At 56.4% G+C, this 23064-nt stretch carries 22 protein-coding genes; 15 read left to right on the forward strand and 7 right to left on the reverse strand.

Annotation, left to right across the window (positions count from 1 at the left end):
• Window positions 1-21 precede the first annotated feature (21 nt).
• A complete protein-coding gene (locus tag NBV64_RS08625; protein ID WP_250757101.1) occupies window positions 22-3207 on the reverse strand; it encodes a TonB-dependent receptor domain-containing protein in 3186 nt (1061 codons plus the stop codon).
• A 316-nt stretch (window positions 3208-3523) separates the two neighbouring features.
• Complete coding sequence (locus NBV64_RS08630) at window positions 3524-4501, reverse strand: helix-turn-helix domain-containing protein (protein ID WP_021446683.1); 978 nt, start codon at window positions 4499-4501, stop codon at window positions 3524-3526.
• A gap of 175 nt (window positions 4502-4676) precedes the next feature.
• Between NBV64_RS08630 and NBV64_RS08635 the strand changes: the two genes are divergently transcribed.
• From NBV64_RS08635 to NBV64_RS08680, 10 genes are all read left to right on the forward strand, one after another.
• Complete coding sequence (locus tag NBV64_RS08635) at window positions 4677-5711, forward strand: class I SAM-dependent methyltransferase (protein WP_009454606.1); 1035 nt, start codon at window positions 4677-4679, stop codon at window positions 5709-5711.
• A gap of 5 nt (window positions 5712-5716) precedes the next feature.
• A complete protein-coding gene (locus NBV64_RS08640) occupies window positions 5717-6952 on the forward strand; it encodes an MFS transporter (RefSeq protein ID WP_250757102.1) in 1236 nt (411 codons plus the stop codon).
• A 160-nt stretch (window positions 6953-7112) separates the two neighbouring features.
• Window positions 7113-8285 carry a molybdopterin-synthase adenylyltransferase MoeB gene (moeB, locus tag NBV64_RS08645; protein WP_009454603.1) on the forward strand — a complete coding sequence of 391 codons (1173 nt, stop codon included), beginning with the start codon at window positions 7113-7115 and terminating at the stop codon, window positions 8283-8285.
• 19 nt (window positions 8286-8304) lie between these two features.
• Window positions 8305-8712 carry a M67 family metallopeptidase gene (locus NBV64_RS08650; RefSeq protein ID WP_009454601.1) on the forward strand — a complete coding sequence of 136 codons (408 nt, stop codon included), beginning with the start codon at window positions 8305-8307 and terminating at the stop codon, window positions 8710-8712.
• A 74-nt stretch (window positions 8713-8786) separates the two neighbouring features.
• Complete coding sequence (locus NBV64_RS08655) at window positions 8787-9059, forward strand: MoaD/ThiS family protein (RefSeq protein WP_009454599.1); 273 nt, start codon at window positions 8787-8789, stop codon at window positions 9057-9059.
• Window positions 9060-9142: 83 nt separating this feature from the next.
• Window positions 9143-10960: a CoA transferase gene (locus NBV64_RS08660; protein ID WP_250757103.1), complete on the forward strand. Its 1818-nt coding sequence runs from the start codon at window positions 9143-9145 to the stop codon at window positions 10958-10960.
• A complete protein-coding gene (locus tag NBV64_RS08665) occupies window positions 10957-12618 on the forward strand; it encodes an AMP-binding protein (protein WP_250757104.1) in 1662 nt (553 codons plus the stop codon). Before NBV64_RS08660 ends, NBV64_RS08665 begins: the two co-directional genes overlap by 4 nt.
• Complete coding sequence (locus NBV64_RS08670) at window positions 12615-13808, forward strand: acyl-CoA dehydrogenase family protein (RefSeq protein WP_250757105.1); 1194 nt, start codon at window positions 12615-12617, stop codon at window positions 13806-13808. Before NBV64_RS08665 ends, NBV64_RS08670 begins: the two co-directional genes overlap by 4 nt.
• Complete coding sequence (locus NBV64_RS08675; protein ID WP_250757106.1) at window positions 13805-14995, forward strand: MFS transporter; 1191 nt, start codon at window positions 13805-13807, stop codon at window positions 14993-14995. The genes NBV64_RS08670 and NBV64_RS08675 overlap by 4 nt, the downstream gene beginning before the upstream one ends.
• 4 nt (window positions 14996-14999) lie before the next feature.
• Window positions 15000-16040: a hypothetical protein gene (locus NBV64_RS08680; RefSeq protein ID WP_250757107.1), complete on the forward strand. Its 1041-nt coding sequence runs from the start codon at window positions 15000-15002 to the stop codon at window positions 16038-16040.
• Between the two features lie 114 nt (window positions 16041-16154).
• Here NBV64_RS08680 and NBV64_RS08685 read toward each other — a convergent pair whose 3' ends face one another.
• Both NBV64_RS08685 and NBV64_RS08690 read right to left on the reverse strand, forming a co-directional pair.
• Window positions 16155-16529: a DsrE family protein gene (locus NBV64_RS08685; protein WP_009454590.1), complete on the reverse strand. Its 375-nt coding sequence runs from the start codon at window positions 16527-16529 to the stop codon at window positions 16155-16157.
• A 21-nt stretch (window positions 16530-16550) separates the two neighbouring features.
• Window positions 16551-16895 (reverse strand): carboxymuconolactone decarboxylase family protein, encoded by a 345-nt coding sequence (locus tag NBV64_RS08690; RefSeq protein WP_009454588.1) that lies wholly within the window; start codon window positions 16893-16895, stop codon window positions 16551-16553.
• A gap of 119 nt (window positions 16896-17014) precedes the next feature.
• Between NBV64_RS08690 and NBV64_RS08695 the strand changes: the two genes are divergently transcribed.
• From NBV64_RS08695 to NBV64_RS08710, 4 genes are all read left to right on the forward strand, one after another.
• The gene (locus tag NBV64_RS08695; RefSeq protein ID WP_009454586.1) at window positions 17015-17326 is read left to right on the forward strand and encodes an ArsR/SmtB family transcription factor; all 312 of its coding nucleotides are present in this window, start codon (window positions 17015-17017) and stop codon (window positions 17324-17326) included.
• Window positions 17327-17413: 87 nt separating this feature from the next.
• Entirely contained in the window at window positions 17414-17611 is a 198-nt protein-coding gene (locus NBV64_RS08700) for a YgaP family membrane protein (protein WP_009454584.1), read from the forward strand.
• Between the two features lie 197 nt (window positions 17612-17808).
• A complete protein-coding gene (locus NBV64_RS08705; RefSeq protein WP_009454582.1) occupies window positions 17809-18357 on the forward strand; it encodes an ATPase in 549 nt (182 codons plus the stop codon).
• A complete protein-coding gene (locus NBV64_RS08710) occupies window positions 18350-18538 on the forward strand; it encodes a hypothetical protein (protein ID WP_083053684.1) in 189 nt (62 codons plus the stop codon). Before NBV64_RS08705 ends, NBV64_RS08710 begins: the two co-directional genes overlap by 8 nt.
• 221 nt (window positions 18539-18759) lie before the next feature.
• On the opposite strand, the gene NBV64_RS08715 is transcribed toward NBV64_RS08710, so the two are convergent.
• Window positions 18760-19596 (reverse strand): AraC family transcriptional regulator, encoded by an 837-nt coding sequence (locus NBV64_RS08715; RefSeq protein WP_060185896.1) that lies wholly within the window; start codon window positions 19594-19596, stop codon window positions 18760-18762.
• Between the two features lie 285 nt (window positions 19597-19881).
• Between NBV64_RS08715 and NBV64_RS08720 the strand changes: the two genes are divergently transcribed.
• Window positions 19882-21552 (forward strand): 2-isopropylmalate synthase, encoded by a 1671-nt coding sequence (locus NBV64_RS08720; protein WP_250757226.1) that lies wholly within the window; start codon window positions 19882-19884, stop codon window positions 21550-21552.
• Between the two features lie 76 nt (window positions 21553-21628).
• Here the strand turns inward: NBV64_RS08720 and NBV64_RS08725 are convergent, their stop codons facing one another.
• Window positions 21629-22099 (reverse strand): MarR family winged helix-turn-helix transcriptional regulator, encoded by a 471-nt coding sequence (locus tag NBV64_RS08725; RefSeq protein ID WP_250757108.1) that lies wholly within the window; start codon window positions 22097-22099, stop codon window positions 21629-21631.
• A gap of 33 nt (window positions 22100-22132) precedes the next feature.
• A complete protein-coding gene (locus NBV64_RS08730; protein ID WP_009454572.1) occupies window positions 22133-23008 on the reverse strand; it encodes an alpha/beta hydrolase family protein in 876 nt (291 codons plus the stop codon).
• Window positions 23009-23064 lie beyond the last annotated feature (56 nt).

Consider the following 23064-nt stretch of genomic DNA (forward strand, 5'->3'; position numbering starts at 1 on the left):
CGACCAAAAAAACCGATTTACTTAAAAACGTGCTGTCATACCGACGCGCACCGTTCGTCCGGGGGCCGGCATAGAAGTGCGGGCCATGGGGTCCAGGTAGTACTGATTAGTTAGATTGCTGATTGCCACGTCCACATTCAGGTTTTTCTGTACCTGATAGCTGGCGTAGGCATCGAAGACCAAAATGGGGTTCCAGTAGTTCGTTCTGTTAAATGCCCAGCCAAGGCCACCAAAATGCCCTTCATCTTTGTTTTTTGCGGCGCTGTGATACACCGCACGTGCTCCGAGCAGTAGTTTCTTTTCCAGCAAGCGTGCACCGACATCCAGGTTCAGGGAGTACTGCGGTTGCAGACTGGTTCTGGCAAAGGTGCGAGGGAAGCCGCCATCAACGCAGGCAGGAATGTTGTCGCTTCCTGCGGCTCCGGGGATGGGCATAAACGTCTGGGCGTAGTCGGCATCGCATAGCTGCTGCTTTAAGCGGTAGGTTCCGCCAAAGTTGGCAAAGTATTTGCCGCTGTCTACGCGAGCTTGCAGTTCAATACCTGACATTTTCTTCTCGGCAAACTGCACGGTATTGAAGTCCCAGTCCCGGTCTATGTAGTCTTTGATCCGGTTATTGAAGTAGTTGATCTTGAGGTCTGCATAGTCCAGGCTTGGGAAGTAGCTGCTCAGATTGTGGACATAGCCGATTTCCCAGTTGTAGGCGTGTTCAGGACGAGTAGCTGCCCCGGTCGAGCGCTTGCTGCCGCCAGCCAATGCCATGGAGGATTCAAACAGGCTTGGAAAACGTACAAATTCGTTGTAACGGGCATAGAGACGAATATCGTCTGTAATGAAGGCTGTCAGCCCGATGTGAGGAACCCAAGCATGGTCTTTTTGTTTTTTAGGTTCTTCCCATTTATTGGGTATTTCAGATTCGTCTTGGTAAACAGGTTTGCGATTGCTTACCGAGGCAATGTATTTGTCTACTGTGCCCTTTTGCCCCTGCGCATCGGTGACTTGCTCTGTTGAGTCAATTTCGCCATTGGTAAAGGGGTTATTGGCAGTAAAACCTTTGTGACTTTCGCCAGAGGGAACAAAAACCGTTTCTTTGGTATAGCGATAGCCGTTAATTTTTCCTTTATGAAATGAATCGCCTAGCATTTCTTCAAATGATTTTTTGCTTGTATGCCCGAAAACGGCCTCCAGCATGCTCGGATCTAAATCGGAAATGAACTGCCAGTCTTCTTCATATTGCTTGTACAGCGGGAGTTCTCTTTCAATGATTTGGCCTTCGTAATCCGCAACTTCCTGGTTGCTCATTAAGCGCTGAACCTGGTAGTTATAGCCTTTCAGGGCAGGCTGAATAGCCCAGTCCTTATGTTGCTGGCTACGCATCTCGGCCAGCTTGTCGTCGTACGACCAGTAGTCGCTATAGCGTGCACCAGCATTCACCTGAAGCCAGTCCACAGGCCGCCAGTCGAAGTTAAAACCAAAATTCCATTGCTGCCGGGTGCCTGATCGAGGCCCCATGTGGTTCACACCCCAGGTCAGTTCGTTCAGATTCTCGAGCTTCTCCGAAGCGTCATGCTGCTTGAGCTTTTCTCGTGTGAAATCAGCCGATAAGCTTAGATCCAGAGTTGGGTGCAAAGTCATGGCGTTGCTAAGGTTCAGCCCACTACGCCTATGGTCGGTAATTTGCAAAGCTCTGGGGATGATGTTGAACCGCCCATCTGTATTGGGCAGCTTTTCTGGGGCGGTAGGAGGTACCCAAGCGCATTCAGAGCCGTTTGTGCCCAGGACATGGCAATTTGTGTAGTTGTCCCAGTCACCATCGCGTCCGTTGTTCAAGCCCTGGCCTTGGATCCCGTAAATGATGTCGCCATTCTGATGACGCTCACTATCGCTTTGGGTAATCCAGGCTCCGGCCTTCAAGTTGATGAAACGACTGCCTTCGGGATTCCAGGAGTAGTTCAGGTTCCAGGTGTCTTGTTTGACCTTGCTATACGGGTTTTCGGTTTGGAGGATATTTTTTTCACCATAGCCATCCAGGGCATGGATTGCCCAGACCACGTTCCATGGCACGTTTTCGCCAAAGGTATGGTTGCTGCGCATGTAGCTCATATCAATGGCTTGATCGTGAGGTAGGCGCAAAGTGCCTTTCAGCAGCGTGGTTTCCAGTTCGCTGGATGTGTTCAGAACTTCCTCACCAGGACGGTAGTACTTGGCGATGTAGCTCACTCTGGGGAAGGAGTACGACGGGTTGTAGTCGCTATTTGCGTCCTCTTGCCAGGTGTCGTTCTCGTACTTGTCACTACCTTTCTTACCGCTGTAATAGTTGCCGCGACTGCGGTAGCTGTATGCGGCTAGCAGATCAAAATTTTCTTGTTGTGTGGCGATGGCCAGGCGGTAGGAGTGGTCTTCAAAATTGAAGTTCTTGCCGCTATTCCCGACTTTCGGCATACGGTCTGGAGAAATGTGGTCAGGTAGAACAACGCCGTTGCTGCCTCCTCTATCAAAGACCGCCCCTGGAATATCGCGATAGTCCTTTCCGAAAATCCCAAAAGCCCGCTCATTCGGCTTGGTTGAGTTCGTCGCCGTCTCCGCCTTCAGCTCGATCCCGAAGGTCTCGCCCGGTTTGACAATATCTTCAACCTGCAGCGTGCGGATCTGCACCGATCCGCCAATCCCGCTGGCTCCCGACGTTGCCGACACGCCTTTTTCCACCAGAATGCTGCTGATCATATTGGGATCAACATAGTTGCGGTTGGCCACCCCGGCCGGTCCTAGCCAGACTGATGTTGCCTGTTCCGTGCCGTCAATCGTCAGGGGAATACGGCCTTCACCCTGGATACCGCGAATGTTCGGGTCCAGCGCGCCGCTATTGCGCGAGTCCCCCGCATACACACCGTTCAGGCCCTTGAACAAATCCCCCACGGAGCTGCCCTTGTACAGCTCGATCTCTTCCTTGCCGGCGTACACATTGGAGACGTCTTTCTCGAATACATCGGTTTTACCCGCCTCATCGCGGGTTTCACGTACGACGGTAATGGTGTCCAGGCGAGTGGCTCTGTCCGTATCGTCCTGGCGCTCGTCCTGACGGGAGAAGGGTGGGGCGCTGCCCACGCTCTGGGCTTGTGTCTGCCCGGCCCAGGAGGCCAGAATCAAGGCATACACCAGCGGCTTGAGCGCGTGTTTTTTTGTGTAGGGTGAAAGGGTAGCGGACATAAAACGAACCAGGGCTCCGTGCGAAAAATAACAATCTGTCGTGGGGAAATACTTCCCGTTTGTTGGCCAGGCTCACCACTTGTCTCAAAAGGTGAGGAAAGGCACGGGGATATTATTCACATTAATGAGAATAATTATCACTTAGATTGATATGCAGGACGGAGCAATTCCTATGCAGGACCGGAAATCCGCGGCAACTGCAGGAATTTGTCAAAGCAGGAGGGGAACTTTTCAGGGAGAGGGCCGCAGGGGGCGGCCTGAAAGAAGGGTGGGCCTCTATGAATGCAGAGGCCGAAAACAGCGGAAATACAAAGGTTTAGGCGCGCTTGTTGCCAAAAATGGATTTGGGTGAGCGGCCAAAGTAGCGCGTAAAGGCGACGGAAAAATTATTGGGGTATTTGTAGCCGACTTGCCAGGCGGCCTGGGCCACTTGTTGGCCGGACTCCAGCAAGGTATAGGCTTTGCGCATACGCAGTTCAAGCAGCAGGCCGATAGGCGTGTTGTCGTACAGATAGCGAAAACCTTCTTTAAGTTTGTGCTCGTTAATGCCTACCGTCGTGGCCAGATACTCCACCGTGATTTGCTGGTCCAGTTGCGAGCTGAGCAAATCGCGTGCTCGCTCGACCCGTTGAATATCATCCACCGACAGCGGGGCGCTGTTGGGGGCGTCGGGTGGGGCCAGGCGGTTGAACTGCTCGGCCAGCAAGCTGAGTGCATGGATTTGCAGATTCAGTCTGTGGTGATGAATGGGCTGCTCCGGGGTGCACGGCTGCATATAGCGTGCCAGTGCCGCCGCATGGGCCATGGTGGCCTGGCTGCTGGCATGAAAGGACAGACGGTGCAGTCCCACGCAATCCATCAACTGGGTGGCGCGTTCCGGGCCCACGTATTTGTTCAAGGCCGCCTCGCTGATGACCAGCCGTAATTGCGATACGGATTGGTCCTCTTGATAGTGGCGTTCCCCCCGCAGGGATCGAAAAGCCGTCACCGTGGTATGGCCTGCCTTGAACAGCAGATCTGAGCTCTCCCGACCCTGATAGGCCGACTGTCCTTGCAGACCCACCGTAACCACAATGACACGGCCCGCATGGGGGCCGTTGCTCTCTTCAACCAGCGATCGGCTGGGGTGATAGTGCAAGCGGCCCAACAAGAACCCTTGTTCCAGTTCCACGCATTCGGAATAGCAGTGGCCCAGTTCTTCGGGTAGTTGCAGCCGGACTCGGCCATCGCTCAGAGCGCGGCATGACCTGGGTTCATCCGTGGTTAAGCGATAGCCAAATTTGCGCGTGTTCATCATTTCTCCTGCTAAAAGCGCCTCGCATATGAATTGCTCCGTTCAGCATAGATCTTAATGCAAATAATTCTCATTAAATATATATCATTTCTAGCTGTGATGGCAGAGGGAAGGGCCATTGTGAAATTCACGGAGGTAAAAAACAGTGCTGGATCGATCGCTAGGAGATGTCGTTTTGTCGGAGCAATTGCTGGAGTCGCATGCTCTGCAAGCCTGTTGGGACGCGCAATTGGCGGGTTTAAGTGCAGATGCCTTGAACCTGGCTTTGGGGTATGGCGTGTTTGCGCATCTGGATAAGTTTATCGCTGCTGAGGAACTTGCGCTTGTGCTCAAGTGGGACGTCGACAACACCGCCTACCTATTGGAGTTGTTGTGGAGTCTGGAGCTGCTGGAGTGTCAGTGGACCTGTCCGCGACGCTATCGCAGCCTGCCGCAAACGGCACGTTATCTGAATCCGGGTTCGGCGCAATATTGTGGCGATGCCTTGCTGTTTCGGCATGGCGTCTTGCGTCAGGTGGGCAATCAGCTCGATGAGCTGCTGCGTAATGGCAAATCGCCTCCAGCGGATCCGGCATTGATTCAGCAAGGCTGGGCAGCAGCGGCGCGCTCGCAAATTGCTCAGGAACAAACGGCGGTGACGGCCGAGGTGGCCTGTGAAATTTTTGGAGCCGTGCCGGAGTTCTGGCAGGCGCAACGTTTGCTGGATTTGGGCGGTGGGCCAGGACTGGTAACCATCGCCTTGGCGCAACAGCAGCGGGACTTGAATGCCGTGGTGTTCGAGTACGAAGCGGCGGCGGCCGTCGCCCAGCAAAAAATTCTTGATGCCGGTCTGGAAGCGCGTATCAGCACCTTGGCCGGTGATCTGCTGGTGGACGATTTCGGGGCGGATTATGACCTGATCTGGTGCTCTTCCGTGCTGCATTTTGTACCGGATATTCCTGCTTTGCTGGCCCGTCTGTATCGCGCGCTCCGCCCCGGTGGGGTGCTGGTGTGCTGTCACGCCGAAGTGCATACCGAGGTCAGCAAGGCCAAACGGATTTTGCATTACTACCTGCATATGCGCATGCAAGGCCGCCATGTGCTGCCGGAAGGGCAGTTGGCCCAGTTGCTGGAACAAGCCGGATTTGATGATGTTCAGCAGTTTGATGAGGTGCGCTTTCCGGTTGCGCCCGTCACTGCATTGATTGCGCGCAAGGCGTGCAAAGGGTGATGAGAATGAAGACGTGGAAAGCATGGGGGGCGCAGCTGCTGTTTGGCTGGATGAATCTGGTGCTGGCCGTCCCCAGTATTTACCTGATGCTGGGCATGCCCCTGGTGATGCGACAGCATGGCTGGTCCGGCACCGAGATAGGCTTGTTCCAGCTGGCGGCCTTGCCCGCCATTTTCAAGCTGGTGCTGGCCATGCCGGTACAGCGTGTCCGCCTGGGTGGCGGACATTTTGTGCATTGGCTGTGGTTGATGGCGATCTTGTTGTTGGCTTTGTATGTAGGCATAGGCCGCGAGAATCTGATTGATCAGCGGACCCTGCTGTTTGCCCTGACCTTTGCCATCAGCATTGTGGCGACCTGGATGGACATCCCCTTGAATGCCTTGGCGGTGCAATACCTGCCGCGTGACGAGCAGTTGCGTGCAGGCAGTATTCGTTCTGCCGCCTTGTTTCTGGGCGCGATCGTCGGGGCGGGCGTGATGGTGCTGGTGCAGGCCCGTTGGGGTTGGCAGGCACCGTTTGCCTTGATGGGCTTGGGGCTGGTGATTGGTTGTTTGCCCTTTGTCTTCTTGCGTTCCAAAGCCGGTTTGCAAGCGGCTGATACCGAGCAGGCACCGCCCGGTTTTGTTGCCGATTGGGTCAGCTTCTTCGGGCAGGAAGGGGCCCGGCAGTGGACCAGCCTGCTACTGACCAGCTTCCCCTTTATTGGCGCTGTCTGGTTCTACTTGAAACCCTTGATGCTGGACCAGGGCATGCCTTTGGAAGAGGTGGCCTGGACGGTAGGGATTGCCGGTGGCATTACCGGTGCCGTGTTCAGCCTGATTGGCGGACGTTTGGCGTCATTTCTGGGTGCCGCGCGTGCCATTCCGATTTATCTGCTGGCGGCCTTGCTGTCTCTGATTCTGTTGATGGTTTCCGTCTGGGCCAAGCTGGGGCCGGTGTGGCTGATCAGCAGCGCCCTGTTGATTGCGGCCAGCATGGGGGCTGTGTCGGCATTGCTTTTTGGGCTGACCATGTTCTTTACCCGTAGACAGCGCAATGCATCGGACTACGGTTTGCAGTCGACCATCTTCACCTTGGCCCGTATGGCCGTTCCCATTGTCGCCGGCATCGTGCTGGACCGTTTCGGTCAGGTTGTCATGCTGGGCGTGCTCACCTTGGGTGTTCTGTTCGCCTTTGTACTGGCTTGGCGCGTTCGCCACAGCGTCGGTGCCAGCACCGAAGTTTTGCTGCGTAGCCAGTAAGTCAGGGTCTGAAAACGCCAGCGTGTGCAGGTTGCGCTGGCGTTCATCGTTTTTGCTCCGTTTCGCATAGAAATTAGGGCCCGAAGGCTATTGTGTCATTTTCAGTCATATTTGAGAATAAGTCTTGTTCGTATTCATATGTATTTAACCAGGAGTCATTATGACCTTGCCCCCATTAGTTGAGCCCGGTGAGCCTTTAAGCCGCGAAGAGGTTAACCGTTATAGCCGTCACCTCTTGATTCCCAATGTGGGCATGGAAGGCCAGCGCCGCATCAAAAATGCCAAAGTGCTGGTTATCGGAGCAGGGGGCTTGGGTTCGCCCACCTTGCTGTACTTGGCCGCAGCCGGGGTGGGCACACTGGGCATCATCGACTTTGACCGGGTGGATGAGTCCAATCTGCAGCGCCAGATCATTCACACCGTAGACAGCATTGACGAGCTGAAAGTGGAAAGCGCCAAGCGTGCGATTCACAAGCTGAACCCCCATATCAAGGTAGAAACGTATACCGACAGATTGGAACCGGACATGGCGGTCGAGCTGTTCTCGCGCTACGACCTGATTCTGGACGGCACCGACAACTTTGCGACCCGCTATCTGGTCAATGATGCGTGCATGCTGGCCGATAAACCCTATGTCTGGGGTTCGATCTTCCGCTTTGAAGGCCAGGTCTCGGTGTTTTGGGAAAACGCGCCCGGTGGCATAGGTTTGAACTACCGCGACCTGTACCCCGAGCCCCCACCGCCCGAGCTGGCTCCGTCTTGCGCGCAGGGCGGTGTGTTTGGTGTCTTGTGCGCCTCGATTGCCTCCATCATGTCCACCGAAGCCATCAAGCTGATTACCGGCATTGGCGATCCTTTGATCGGCCGCCTGATCGCTTATGACGCACTGGATATGTGCTACCGCGAACTGCCCATCCGCCGCCTGCCCAATCGCAAGCCCGTGACCGAGCTGGGCGATTACCAAACTTTCTGCGGCCTGAATCCACCGGCTGATGCCATGGCCATCCCCGTGCCTGTCATGACTGTGCTGGAGCTGAAAGAGCTGCTGGACCAAGAGCAGGCCCCTGTCCTGGTGGACGTGCGCGATCCCAATGAATGGGAAATCGTGAATATTCCTGGCGCGATTCTGATGCCCAAATCGCCCACCGTCGCCGCCGAGATTCTGGCTGCCTTTGGTCCGAATGCGGATCTGGTGATTTCGTGCCGCTCCGGTGCGCGTTCCAGGACCGTGTGCGAAGAGCTGATCAAGTTGAAGGCCCCCAAGGTGCGCAATCTGGAAGGCGGCGTGCTGGCTTGGGTGGAGCAGGTCGCTCCCGAATTGGCGTCTTACTAAGTTCGGGAGGAAGCACATTATGGCCTTGCAGATTCGTCGTTCTGCTCTGGAGCAAGTTCTGAATCATGCCAAGCAGGATCACCCCATCGAGGCATGCGGACTGATCGCCGCCAAGGAGGGTTCACTGGTGGCCGAGCGTGTGCTGCCCATGCAAAACCGGGCGGCCTCGGAGGTGTTTTATCAGTTCGATTCGCGTGAGCAATTTCAGGTCTACCGCCGTCTGGATGAGGACGATCAGGAGTGTTGCGTGATCTATCACTCTCATACCGCCAGCCAGGCTTTCCCGAGCAAGGATGACATTGATTTTGCGGGCCATCCCGAACTGCATTACTTGATCGTGTCCACCTGGGATCAGGCCACCGTGCCGGTTCGATCCTTCCGGATTATCGACGGCGGTGTGACCGAAGAAACCATCGTGATTGTCTAGGGAGCAGCGTCGCTCCCCCAAGGGGAGCGTGTATCCCGGCTGTTGGAAACCACTATTTCAAAGGAGTTTTAAGCATGTCCATTTCAGTCTCTATTCCGACCTTGCTGCGTCCACTGACGAACGGCGAGAAGAAAGTCCAGGCCCAGGGCGCTTCGGTAGGCGAAGTGATCGAGCATCTTGAAGGCCAGTTTCCCGGCATCAAGGCGCGCCTGATGAGCGGCGAAGACCTGCACCGTTTCGTGAATATTTACGTGAACGAAGAGGACATCCGTTTCAGTGATGGCCTGAAAACCACTACTCGTGCTGGTGACAGCCTGACCGTACTGCCTGCCGTAGCAGGGGGCTAAGACCATCTGGTCTGGATTTTCATGGTGCAAGTGCTGGTTTCTGCAATCAGCACTTGGCGTGCGCATCACTCTGGTTTGGAACTATGTCTGAATTACTACATGGCTGCGGATTACGTTGGCAGATGGGCTCACAGCCCCCGTATTGGCCGGGCTTGCCTGCTGCCTTGAGCCGTCAGGCTCGATTGCTGGGTTTATCTGAACAAGGACAATCCGCAGGCCATCAAGACGAAGCAGCATTCAGCCTGTATTCGCCTGATTTTGGAACGATTAGCACGCATCTGGAAACCGAGGCGGGCGGCATGACGCAAGCCGCGATCAGCGAGCTGAGCATGCAGGCTGCCAGCGGTATCTTGTCCGTGCATGGACGCTCCAGTGGCCTGTCGGGCACGCTGGGCCTGGATTATCTGGCCGTGCTCAGTTCAGCCATGACCCTGCAAGCGACCTTGGCGGCGGCCTTGGGCCAATTGCGCGGCGGGCGTTTCTCTACGGTGTCGGTTTCGCCCTTGGGCTGCGGCCTGCTCAGTATCGGGCAGTATCTGGCCGGGGCAACGGCGGCTCAAGATCCCGAACAGTTATTGGCGGGTAGTTACGATCCCGGCTTGCGGCCTCCCTTTGTTTCGCAAGACGGCGTGGTCTTTGAACTGGAAACCTTGGACCCGCGACCCTGGCGCGCTTTTTGGGAAACAGTGGGCGTACCGGCCGATCTGGCTGGTCAGGCCTGGAAAGCATTTCTGCTGCGCTATGCCAAAGCGGTGTGCCCCATGCCCGCGGCGTGTTTAAGTAGTCTGCAAGCCCTGAACTTTGCCCGTTTGCAGGAACTGGCCTTGCAGACCGGCATGGCCATCTTGCCGGTACGTACACCGGCTCAACGCCAGAGCGATAGTGATTACGCGGCCTTGGCCGGTCTGTGGCAGCATCAGATTCATGCCGCGCCCGGCTCATTGAGCACCTTGCCATCCAAGGCCGATTTGCCCCTGCGTGGTTTGCGGGTGGTGGAGTCCTGCCGTCGGATTCAAGGGCCTATTGCCGGTCACTTGCTGGCGCTGCTGGGGGCCGAAGTGATTCGTCTGGAACCGCCCGGTGGTGATCCCTTGCGTGCCATGCCACCGTGCGTGGATGGCTGCTCGGTGCGCTTTGATGCGCTTAATCAATTCAAGATGGTGCAGGAAGTGGACATCAAATCGGCTCAAGGCCGCCAGGCCATTTACGAATTGGTGAGCCAGTCTGATGTATTTCTGCATAACTGGGCACCCGGCAAGGCGGCCGAGCTGCAACTGGATGCCCAGGACTTGCACGCGGTGCGCCCGGATCTGGTCTACGCCTATGCGGGCGGTTGGGGCCAGGAGCAAGTGGATGCGCCGGGGACGGACTTCACGGTGCAAGCCTGGTCGGGCATTGCTCACACCATATCTCAAACCTCGGATGCACGGGGCGGGTCGTTGTTTACGGTGCTGGATGTGCTGGGCGGGGTGATGGCCGCGCTGGGTATCAGTGCCGCCTTGCTGCGCCGGGGCCTGAGCGGGTCGGGCTTGCGGGTAGACAGCTCCTTGTTAGCCACGGCCGATCATCTGGCCCAGGCCATTTCTCCCATCAGTAAAACTGGCGTGTCGGCGGTGTTCCAGACGGGCGAGGGCTTCATCGTCATCGACTGCCAGGATCAAACGCATCTGCATGTCCTGGCCGGGTGGCTGAATGTGTCGCCCGATGCTGTCTGGACGGTCTTGCCGGATCGTCTTCTGTCCCAGTCTGCCCGTAGCCTGGAAACGCAACTGGATGTGCTGGGCATACCGGCCCGCCGCGTCCATAGCAATCTGGCGCAACTGCGTGCTGATCCACGTCTGACGTCTCATTTCCATGACAAGGGCTATTCGTCTGTTAATTCTCCCTGGAGGTTTTTATGAATCACGCTGGCATCATCGATCTGGTCCCTGCGTCATTGCGCCAACGCTGGATAGAGGACGGTACCTACCCGAACAAGCCGGTCTTTACGCTGTTTGCGGAAAAAGCTCAGGCTCATCCGGACAAACTGGCGGTGCTCTCGCCCGAAGGCAATATCAGTTATAGCGCCTTGATGGACGCGGCTCTGCGTCTGGCAGGCAGCTTGCGTCGGGCAGGGATTATGGCGGGAGACGTGGTGGCGTATCAGCTCAGCAACCATTGGGTGTGCTGCGCCATTGACCTGGCCGCCGCTGCTTTGGGGGCGATTGTGGCGCCTTTCCCACCCGGACGGGGCAAGCTGGATATTCAGTCGCTGGTGCGTCGTTGCGATGCACGGGCGGTGATTGTGCCGCATGAATATGCAGGCATTGATTTGTGCGAAGTGATCGAATCCTTGCGGCCTACGCTGCTGTCCTTGCGTGTCCTGATTGTGCAAGGCCCATCGCGTCCGGGCTGGATGACTTTGGATTCTCTGTTCGAGGGCGAACCCCTGTCCTTGTCCGAATTGCCGGTGGTGTCCCCCAATTCGCCAGTGCGTTTGCTGGTGTCCTCGGGCACCGAGTCCGAGCCCAAGCTGGTGGCCTATTCGCATAATGCGCTGGTGGGTGGGCGGGGCCGATTCCTGCAACGCATTTCCCCCAATGATGTGGAGTTCCGGGGCATGTATCTGGTGCCGCTGGGTTCTTCATTTGGCTCTACGGCCACCTTCGGTGTGCTGTGCTGGTTGGGAGGTTCTTTGGTGGTCTTGCCCAAGTTTGATGTGCCTAGTGCGATTGCCGCCATCAATGCCTTCAAACCCAGCTTTATTCTGGGCGTGCCCACCATGTTCCAGCGTATTGCGGCAGCGCCTGAGCTGGAGAAGGCCGATAAAGCCAGTTTGCGCGGCTTGATTGTGGGCGGTTCAGTCATTGACGAAGCTACGGTACGCCGTTGCGTGGAAGCGTTTGGGTGCGGCTTTATCAGCCTGTACGGCTCAGCCGATGGGGTGAACTGCCACAACACGCTGGACGATCCCATCGAAGTGGTCTTGAGCAGTGTGGGGACCCCCAATCCGCAGGTGTGCGAGATCCGCCTGATTGATGACGAGGGTGCCGAAGTGCCGCAAGGTGAGGTAGGCGAAATCACCGCACGTGGTCCCTTGAGCCCCATGCAATATGTGAACGCTCCGGAGCTGGATGCCCAGTATCGGGACGAACAGGGTTGGGTGAAAACGGGCGATCTGGGCTATATCAATGCCCAAGGGCAGTTGGTGCTGGCAGGTCGCAAGAAAGACATCATTATTCGTGGTGGCGCGAACATCAGCCCGGTGCAAATTGAAGGCCTGGTCATGGCTCACCCGGATGTAGTCACTGTGGCTTGCGTGCCGGTTCCCGACGCGGATCTGGGCCAGCGTATTTGCTTGTGCGTGACGGTGCGTGAAGGCGTGCCACGTTTCTCCCTGAAAGAGATTACCGACTTCTTGCGTGAGCAGGGTCTGGAAGTGAACAAGCTGCCGGAGTATCTGCGCTTTTACCGCAGCCTGCCGCTGACGCCTGCAGGCAAGATCGACAAGCGCGCCTTGGCCGCTGATGCTGCTGCATTGGGCTCTGGGGCCAAGACTGCAGCGGGGATAGCAGCATGAACCACCTTGCCATTTCCAGCGCAGCCTTGAGCCGCAAGCTGCGGCAGTTTGTGGATACCGAGATCATCCCCAACGAGGGCATTCTGGCCCAGGGGGATAATCTGGCCCGCGAGCTGACTCTGGACCTGACACGTCGTGCTCAACAGGCGGGTTTGTTCGGCAGCTTCTACCCTATGCATCGTGGTGGTCGGATCGCCAGTTTGGTTGAGTACCTGCCTGTGGCCGAACAGGAAGGACGCTCTGAATATGGCCCTGGCATTTTCGGGGCAGATGCCACGCTGGATGCGTATATGTTGAGCCATCATGGCTCGGCCAGCGTCAAACAGCGCTTTCTGACGCCCTTGCTCAAGGGGGATGCGGTGTCCAGCTACGCCATGTCCGAGCCGGACAGCATTGGTTCGATTCCGGCCACCATGCAATGTCAGGCTCGCCTGAAAGACGGGCAATGGCATGTGAATGGCCGCAAGTGGTTTATTTGTCGGGCGCAACAGGCCAGCTTTGCGACCGTGGTGGCGCGCAGCGCGGACGGCCCCGTGAATGAGTCCTTGTCCATGGTGATCGTGCCCACGGATGCGGCAGGCTTTAAAGTTGTGCGCCCCTTGCCCTTGCTGGGGCGTTATCAGGGGCAGAACGAGCTGCTGTTCAACAATGTGACCGTGCCGGAGGACTATGTTCTGGGCAGCGCTGGGCAGGGCATTGCCCTGATGCAAAAGCGTCTGGCCCTGGGGCGTATTTTGCGATCCGTGCAATGGCTGGGCTTGGCGCAACGCAGTTTTGAAATCATGTGCGAGCGCATTCACTCGGAGCGCGGAGAACTGGCCCGTCTGGCGGACAAGCAACTGGTTCGGGCGCGGGTCTATCAGGTGTACCGGGCCATTAACTCGGCCCGTTGCTTGCTGCGTGAAGCGGCTGTCAAGTTCGACGCGGGTTTGCCCAATGCGGTGGAGGTGAATGTGGCCAAGCTGGCGTCGTCGGATGCGGTCAGCGCGGCAGCAGATTCCGCCATCCAGATCATGGGGGCCGAAGGGCTGGCCGATTGGAGCCCCTTGTCCGGCATCTATCGGGCAGCGCGTACCACGCATATTCTGGATGGGGCGGACGACGCCTTGATCAGTACCGTTGGCAAGCACTTGCTGCAAGCCCACTACGCCACTCAAGAGATGGCAGATATGAACAAGGCAGTCGCATGATGCTATCGACACGGGCAAGTCGTTCACCCTGGGTGCTGGCCAGTTTGATGACTCTGGCGATGGGCATGCCCATGATGGTGTTCTATGCCATCGGCGTCCTGGGCCCGCAAATCATTCAGGATCTGGGCATCTCGCGCGAGCAACTGGGTTGGTTGACCACCAGCACTTTTGGGCTGGCTGCCTTGCTTTCGCCGTGGGCGGGGGCCTTGGTGCAGCGCATGGGCAATCGGCACGGTTTGTTTTTGCTGTTCCTGCTGGTGGCCATGTCCTTCAGCCTGATTGCGGTGTTGCCGGGTTTCTGGGGTGTGCTGACGGCCTTGCTCTTGTGCGGCCTGGCGCAGTCCTTGGCCAACCCGGTGACCAATCAGGCCATTGCCCAGTTGGTACCGGCAGAGCGCAAGGCGGGGCTGGTTGGTATCAAGCAGTCCGGCGTGCAGGCTTCGGCCTTGCTGGCCGGTCTGGTCCTGCCCACCCTGGCCTACAAACTGGGGTGGCGGGGGGCGTTTGTGGTGTGGGTACCTGCCATGCTGTGCCTGTCCTACTTTGCCCTGCAGCTTTTGCCAGCCAGAGCCAGCACCGCAGCCGGCAGCATGTCCTGGCGCTTGCCCTGGCCCAGCCAACAACTTTGGCTGTTAATGGCCATTCAGCTGTGCGCGGGTCTGGTGCTGTCGTCCTTCATCACTTTTCTGGGCGTGTTTGCGCAGCAACTGGGCGTGTCGCCGTACTGGATAGGGATGCTGGTCAGTGGCTTTGGGGTAATGGGGATTGTGTCCCGAGTGCTCTTGACGCCTATCGCTGCCCGCTTTGGGGATGAAACCTTGTTGCTGGGCATTCTGTTTGTCATCCCGATTGTGGCCTTGTTGCTGATGATGATGGCTGCACCGGACAGGCTCTGGCCCCTGGGAGCCGGGGTGTTGGCCATTGGCTTGACCCTGGTTGCCACCAATGCCATTGCCATGAGCATGTTGCTGCGGGATGCCCGTTTTGGGGCGCCGGCTCGTACCGCAGGGCTGTTGTCCGTCGGGTTTTTTGGTGGCTTTGCCTTTGGTCCGCCACTGTTTGGTGTGCTGCTGCGCTCGCCCGAAGGCTTTGCCGCTGCCTGGCCTTTCCTGATGGGTATTCTGGTGTGCGCTGGCTTGTTGTGCCTGATTTTGTACCAGGTTCGTCGCATGGCGAAAGGGGAATGATGGAATGTCTGTAGAGGTATTGGGATCAGCCAGCATCGAGTCCATTTTTGCGAATATGGACCAGATTGCAGAGCAATGTGGGGAGCAGTTTCCCTTGTTCAGACAGTCCTCATCCGAGCAATGGACCTTGTCGCGACGTGGCTCCTGGTTGGGGGGCTTCTGGGCGGGCTTGTGGTGGCGACGCGCCTTGATCAGCGGTCAGGAGCAGGATAGGGAGCAGGCGCTGAACTGGTGTCAGAAGCTGCAAGTCTGGCTGGAAGAGCCCAGCATCAATCGAAGCTTTGTGTTCTGGTATGGCTCCGGCCTGGGCAGCATCTGGCATGGGGATAGAGAGGCCGAAGCCCATGTCGATCAGGCTGCACAAGCTCTGCTGAACAGCTTTGATGCCTCCAGTGGCTTCTGGCCCTTGGGTTCCGGGATGGGGGGCGGGGAGGCGGGCAATCACATGTTGAATGTGGATGCTCTGGCTCCTACGCTTTTAGTGCTGGATGCGCAGGGTGGGCCGGTGGCGCGTCAGTTTGGGCAATGGCATGTGGATGCCTGCCTGCGTTATCTGCAAAAACGCAGCGGAGCCTGGCGCGATACGGTCTTGCTACGCGGGAACGATGTGTTGGCCGAGCAGGGCGCTGAAACCTGGCAACGAGGGCAGGCCTGGGCCATGTTGGGAATGGCAAGCGCAACGCGCTTGTATGACAGAAAGTCCTATGCTCAAGCAGCCCTGAATGCTTGTCGATATTGGCATGAGCGCTGGGGGAGGTTTGCACATGGCTTTTTGACGCAGAAATCTCCGTTAAGCCCGGTAGACCGTTCGGCCTGGGCGATTGCTTCTTTGGCCATGTATGAGCTGTGGCAGATTCTGCCGGAACAAGAATGGCTGCAGGAGCAATCGCGCCTGTATCTGGATGCCTTGCTGACTCCCGAGTTAATTGAGACCGGCCGTTTTGTGGGGCATCTTTATAAAGTTGCGCCGGGGCAGACTGAACTGGTGGAATCGGCATGCGCCAGCTTCTTTTTGCTGGAGGCTTTGCTGGCGCATTCGGCTTGATGCGCTTACAGGTCGGTTGCTTGCTTTACTGAACATGGGCATGGCGTGTCGATAACAAACAGGCCAAAACACAGAAATGGTTGTGGCCTGCTTTGCATTTGACGATGCAGCTTATCAGGAAATCTGCAAAGAGCCTGTTGCGCCCATCAGCAGGTCGATCACATCCGGCGCGGAAATGATTTCAAAGCGTGGGTCCATCTGCTCGGCGCTCAGGCCGTTATGCAGCATGCAGGACTTGCACACGGCCACGCGTCCACCTTGTTCCAGATATTTCTTCAACAGCTCTGCTGCCGGTTCAAAGGGGGCGCCAATACTGATGGGGTCGGCGGCACCGGGTACACCCAGCGCGACTCCTTCAGCCATCAGAATCAGGCAGGCGCTATGTCCCTTCTGAACCGCATTGACAGCCATGGTCAGGGCCACAGTTACTTTGTCGGGATTGCCCTGGGCATGGAACAGCGTCGATACAAAAGCAGCGGGTTTAGGCATCACAATTCTCCTTGTTTCGGTTCAAGACTTGAATTCATTGAATGCGGCAACGGCATTGGCCGCGTACATCACGGATGGACCACCGCCCATATAGATCGCAACCCCCAAGGCTTCATGTACTTCTTCCAGACTGGCTCCCATCTGCGCCAAGGCCTTGCTATGAAAGCCTATGCAGCCCTCGCAATGGGTGGCTACGCCAATTGCCAAGGCTATCAATTCTTTGGTTTTGGCATCGAGGGCGCCGCCTGTCATGGCGGCCTTGCCCAGATCTCCAAACCCTTTCATCACGTCGGCTTGGGTCTGACGTAGCTGCGCCAGATTGCTGGAAATGCCTTGGGTCAGTTGCTTGTAGCTAGTTTCACTCATGCATGACTCCTGTCGTATTAACAAAAGCAAAGGAATGCTGAAATTGTTGACTGCATTAATTCAGTATATGCTAAATTAAAATCCATCTAAATTAATGCGCAAGAAAAGCTGGATAAACCATGATCCAAAGCAAATCCGACATCGAGCTGTTGCAAGAGAGCGCTGATCAAGCGGCCGCTTTGTTGCAGGCGGTGGGCAATCCCAAACGCCTGGTGATTCTGTGTCTCTTGATTCAGCAAGGCGAGATGAGTGTGGGAGCACTGAACGAGATGGTGGCGTTAAGCCCCTCGGCCCTGTCGCAGCATTTGGCGCGCATGCGCCAGGAAGGTTTGGTCAGCTACCGGCGCGAGGCGCAAACCCTGTATTACCGCATTGAGGACCCGAATGTCGCCACCTTGATTGGCACCTTGAAAGATATTTTCTGTCCCTGAGCCTGATGGCATCAGGGGCGGGGCGCATCGCCTGCAGGCCATCGCCCGACCCGTTTTCCCCTTGCTTCTTTGTTAAAAGGATTCGCCATGAAAAGCAATGTAGGTGGTTTGGATCGTATTGCTCGTATCGTTGTGGGTGTGGTGCTGATTGCGCTGGCAGTCACGAACGTCATCGGCTGGTGGGGCTGGCTGGGCCTGATTCCTCTGATCACGGGGCTGGTCGGTTTTTGCCCGCTGTACCCCATGCTGGGCCTGAGCACCTGCCCGCTGAAAAAGCGTCAATAGATCACTCGCTATGGCCTGGTAGCGGGGCATTCCCGCCTGCTCCTTGAAAAGGTTCCTTGTGCTCAAGGAGCCTTTTTATCGCCTGAAAACTCGCCTTGGCCAACGGATGCGTGGCGGCCAAAGCAAGGTGCTTGGCTGGCCTTTTCGCCAATGTATGATACAAATCTGTTCAATGTGGACATTGTTTAGGTGTATTTATGTCTGGCAACAACGCTGACACGGGCAAGAGCAAAAAGATTCTGATCATTGCTGGCCCGAACGGGGCAGGCAAGACGACGTTTGCGCGCTCTTTCCTCCCGGCCGAGGCGGAGGTGCTGCGCTTTATCAATGCAGATCTGATTGCTGCAGGTTTGTCGCCTTTTGCGCCAGAAAGCGCAGCCATCAAAGCGGGGCGTTTGATGCTGGACGAATTGAAAGAAGCGGTTCGCCTGGGCGAGAGCTTCGCGCTGGAAACGACCTTGTCTGGCCAAGGCTATGTTCGCCATATTGAAAAATGGCAGGCGCAGGGCTATCGCGTCAGCTTGTATTTTTTAAGTCTGCCCGACGCGGATATGGCGATCGCGCGGGTGGCAGAACGGGTACGTCAGGGGGGCCATAACATCCCCGAACCCGTCATTCGTCGCCGCTTTGCGGCTGGCATGAAGAACTTCCTGCATCATTATCGGGATACCGTGGATGATTGGGTTTTGTACGATAACGCAGGCAGTGTGCCAGTCCTGTTGGAGTGGGGAGAGAAAGATGAATAAAGAAGATATTTCCAAAGCAAAAAACCCGGACTTGCGGGCTTCGCTGGCCGCCTTGGAGCGTGCAGCGCGGTCGGCACGTTTTGTGGCCATGCAAACCAATACCTCGGTGGTCTTGGTAGAGAACGGCAAGATGATCAAGCTCTCGGCAGAGCAACTGCGGCAGGAAGTCTGCAAGAGTTGATGACGCTGGGCTGCTATCGCGGTCCTGGCCTGCTCGCGTCGTACTTTTGTTTCTGCTGAACAGCTGGTTTTGCGAAGTGCTCAAGAGGGCGATGGGTCTTGTAGACAGGCCTGAGATGGATGCATGAATATCCGTATAGCGCATGGGATCAGCCAGAAAGCAGGCTGGCAGACTAAGTAGTTACTCCAATCTGCCAGACATCCTTGTCGTCGAGATCGGCTTCAGACCATGCCCGCATCGTGCTCCCTATCAGGGTACTGGCTCAAAGTCGCCAGAAACTCCGAAGGCGGATAAGCAAAGGTCTTTTTAAAGGCTACTGAGTAAGCGCTCAAACTTTCATAGCCACTTTCCAGCGCCGCCTGCGTGATGGACCTGCCTTGCAGCAGAAACTGGATCGAGGCCATCAAGCGCATCTGTTGCCGCCATTTCCCCAGATTCATCCCCGTGCTTTTCAGAAAGCGCCGATGTAAGGTTTTCGGCGTCAAGGCGTATTGCTGCGCCACCTCATCCATCGTTTTTTGCTGGGCTGGCGAGCGCACCAGGTCTTCGCAAATCCGTCGCATCAATTCCTCTTGCGGCCAGGGCAAATGAAAAGGCAGGGGATGCAGCACACGCAACTCTTCTATCAATAGCTGTCCCAGTAAGGCGTCTCGTAACGGTGGGTTCTCTTGCGGAATCACCCGCACCAGTGCTGCAATCAATTCACGCACCAGTGGTGTGACATGGATCACGCAATCGTGGTCCGGTAATTGTGCGGCCAGAATTTCATCAATAAATAAACCATGCACATTCACGGCGGTGGTGGCATTGAGCTGATGCGGCACGCCGGGTCGCAACCAGACGGCGGTGGTCGGGGGCACCAGCCACTGGCCGGTGTCGGCCTGTACCAGCAGCACCCCTTCCGTGGCATACAAAAGATGCCCCCGGTGGTGGCGATGGCGGGGCACTTCATGGCCGGCAGGGTAATGCTCGATTACCCCGCTGACCAGCAAGGGCGAGGTATCGGAGTGAGACAAGTCCAGTGCTCGCCCACCGCGTTCAGGGGATGCGTAGCCCATATTCAGGAATGTCCAAAAAAATAAAACAAATGACTATTTTTTGATAGAAGGCCAAGTGTCTTGCAGTCTAAAGTGCTTTTATCGTCTTCATCAAGCACTTTGGGATTGAACCTGTCGTGACTCATTTGCACTTGCTATCGCTAGGCCTACTAGCCCTGACATCCGGTCGGGGTCCGTACGCCTGTGTGTGCGAATGGTCCTATCCTGGTTTCCCCAGACCCCGACTGTAGCCAGCTCCATGGAGTAGGGAAGCCAGGTATGTCATTCCCTATATTCGAGGTTCCCATGCTGACTGATCCTTCCCACAAATACCGTCCCTTTCCTGTCGTCAATCTGCCCGATCGCCAGTGGCCGCAGCGCACCCTGAGCCAAGCGCCCGTGTGGCTGTCTACCGATTTGCGCGACGGCAACCAGGCCCTGTTTGAACCCATGAATCGCGACCGCAAATTGCGCCTGTTTCAGGAGCTGGTCCGCATTGGTTTCAAGGAAATCGAGGTGGGTTTTCCCTCTGCCTCGCAAACCGATTTTGATATCGTCCGGCAACTGATTGACGAAGGCATGATCCCGAACGACGTCACGCCTATGGTCATTACCCAACTGCGTGAGGATCTGATCGAAACCACGGTACGCAGCGTGGCGGGCGCGCGTCGTGTGATTGTGCATTTCTACAATGCGATTGCTCCTGCTTTCCGGGAAATCGTCTTCAAGATGGAGGTGCCGCAAATCATCGAGATGGTGCGTCACCATGTGGGGGTGTTCAAGCGCCTGACGGCCAAGCACCCGGAAACGGAGTGGGTGCTGCAGTACTCACCTGAAACGTTCTGCATGGCAGAGCTGGAGGTGTCGCTGGCTGTCTGCAATGCGGCTATTGATGCCTGGGACGCGGGCCCAGTGCGGCCCATGATTATCAATCTGCCCACCACGGTGGAAGTGACGACAGCGAACGTCTTTGCTGATCAGATTGAATGGATGGATCGCCATTTGAATAGGCGCGAACATATCGTTCTGTCGGTACACCCGCATAATGATCGCGGAACGGGCGTTGCTTGCGCTGAACAAGCCATGCTGGCCGGCGCACAGCGTGTCGAGGGGTGTCTGTTTGGCAATGGCGAGCGCAGTGGCAATCTGGATGTGGTGACCTTGGCCCTGAATCTGTATACCCAGGGTATCTCTCCGAATCTGGATTTCTCTGACATCTCGGCAGTAGCGCGTATCGCGGAAGAGGCCACGTCCTTGCCCATTCACCCACGTCACCCGTATGTGGGCGATCTGGTCTTTACCGCCTTTTCCGGTTCCCATCAGGACGCGATTGCCAAGGGCTTTGCGGTGCAGAAAGAAGATGCCCCCTGGCGTGTACCTTATCTGCCAGTCGACCCCAAGGATTTGGGCCGCACCTACGACAGTATCGTGCGTGTCAACAGCCAGTCCGGCAAAGGAGGCATCGCTTTTCTGCTGCAACGCGACTACGGCATTGTGATGCCGCGCCGCATGCAGGTGGAGTTCAGTGCCATTGTTCAGCAGATTGCCGATTCCAGCGAAACGGAGCTGAACAGCCAGCAGATTTGGGAACTGTTTGAGACCACCTATCTGCAAGCCAATCAGCGCCAGGGGAACAACAGCTACCGAGCACATCGCCTGTTCGATGAGGCACAAGGGCAGCAGGGCATAGAGCTGCAATGCGTCAATGCCAATGGCGAGACTGAAACCTATACCGGAACGGGCAATGGGCCGATTGCGGCGACGGTGGCGGCCTTGAACCTGCCTTTGCGCATCGATAGTTACGAGGAACGCAGCCTGGGTTCAGGAGCGGACGCTTGCGCGATGGCGATTGTGGAAGCGGTCATGCCCGGTGTGCCTGGCTCGAAATTTGGTGTGGGCAAGCACGCGAATATCATTACGGCCAGTGTGATGGCGGTGATGAACGCGGCGGCGCGTTTTGAGGAGGTGGAGGGTTAAGCGCGATCATCCTGCTACTGAGGCCCACAACGATGTCTTGTGTTCAATCCGCGTCGTTGCGGGCCGCAATCTTCGATCAGGCAGGCTGCTCGTCCTTCTGAGCGATATCTTTATCAGCAGGATGATCCAGACTCACCACCTGACTCAACCAACGTGCGACCACTTTCAATTCATCTTTGGTAAAGCCATCCGACAACTGCTGATTCAAGTCCTGCAAGGTTGATTTGGCCTTGATGCTGGCTTCCTCACCAGTCGGAGTCAGCGTCAGGCAAATCTTGCGTGTATCCACATCGTCCGTCAGGCGTTGAATCAGGCCTGCTGCCTGCATGCGTTTGGACAGTCCGGTAATCGCAGCCGGTGCGACTTGCAAGGCGCTGGCTGCTTCTCCCACCGTGACCGAGCCTTGAGAGCGAATCAGGAACAGCATGCCAACTTGGGCCGCGCTGATATCTGTCCATGCCGAGGGCTGCTTCTGAATCCAGCGCTGCAAAGCCTTGTGGGCATGGTTCAACAAAAAGACAAAACGTGGCTGTGATTTCTGGCTCATTGTGGCGATGGCTGGATAGATATCGGTTAGACGTCAGGAATTCGATGCAGGGCCGGATTCGCTTTGTGCGATCAGCCAGTCGACCACTATAGGCCAAAGTGCCTCTGCGTTGCGTTTACGAAAGAAGCCCATGTGACCAATATGCGCCAAACCCAGCTGCTTGTGCTCTATTTGATGCCTTTCTATACGGGCCTTGCCTAGTGGTTCCAACAGCCTGGAAATAGCTCGCGGATTGGCCCAGGGGTCATCATCAAAACCCAGAACCAGCAAGGGAATATCGACCTGGCTAGCGCGTTTTTTGGCATCCAGCTGTGGATCGTCATAAAAATAATGAGGCTTTTGCGTCCAGCGGCTCCATTGCTGCATGACGCCACGTGGAAGGTCCTCGCCAAAGCCCAAACGCCGGGTCGGCATATAGCCGTAAAGGCTGCACAGTACGGGAGTAAGTACCCGCATGATCAGCCCCACCCGAAAGCGCTCCATGGGCTTTTCAATTAAAGCGGTAACCCCCGCATGTGACGCAATCATCACGGCAGCTTTCACGGAGCGAGTCGCTGGGGAGATAGCAATTGCATGGCCGCCAACGCTATGACCGATAGCCAACATGGGCAAGCCGTTAAAACGATGGGCGACCCAGTCTGTGACGTAAACCGCATCCTCCAGCATCCAGTGGGACATGGAAACATCGCATTGGCGTATATCCTTCTGACGAGATCGGCCGATACCCCGGTAGTCGTAGCTCAGAACAATGAATCCCAGGCTGTTCAGATGTTCTGCAAAAGGACGATAGAAATCCTGTGGAACGCCGGTGGCGGGGTGAATGATGATGGACGCTTTGGCATCAGGAGCTGGCCATAAGGTTGCGCTGATCGGGTCTTTTCCAGCCTGCTGAATCGTGACCTGTTGCATGCTTGTCTCTAATTTTAGTTAACGTGTTAATGATATTAGAGTGGCTTCAGAAGTGA

This window comes from Alcaligenes sp. DN25, assembly GCF_023674485.1.
Classification (GTDB): domain Bacteria; phylum Pseudomonadota; class Gammaproteobacteria; order Burkholderiales; family Burkholderiaceae_B; genus Alcaligenes; species Alcaligenes phenolicus.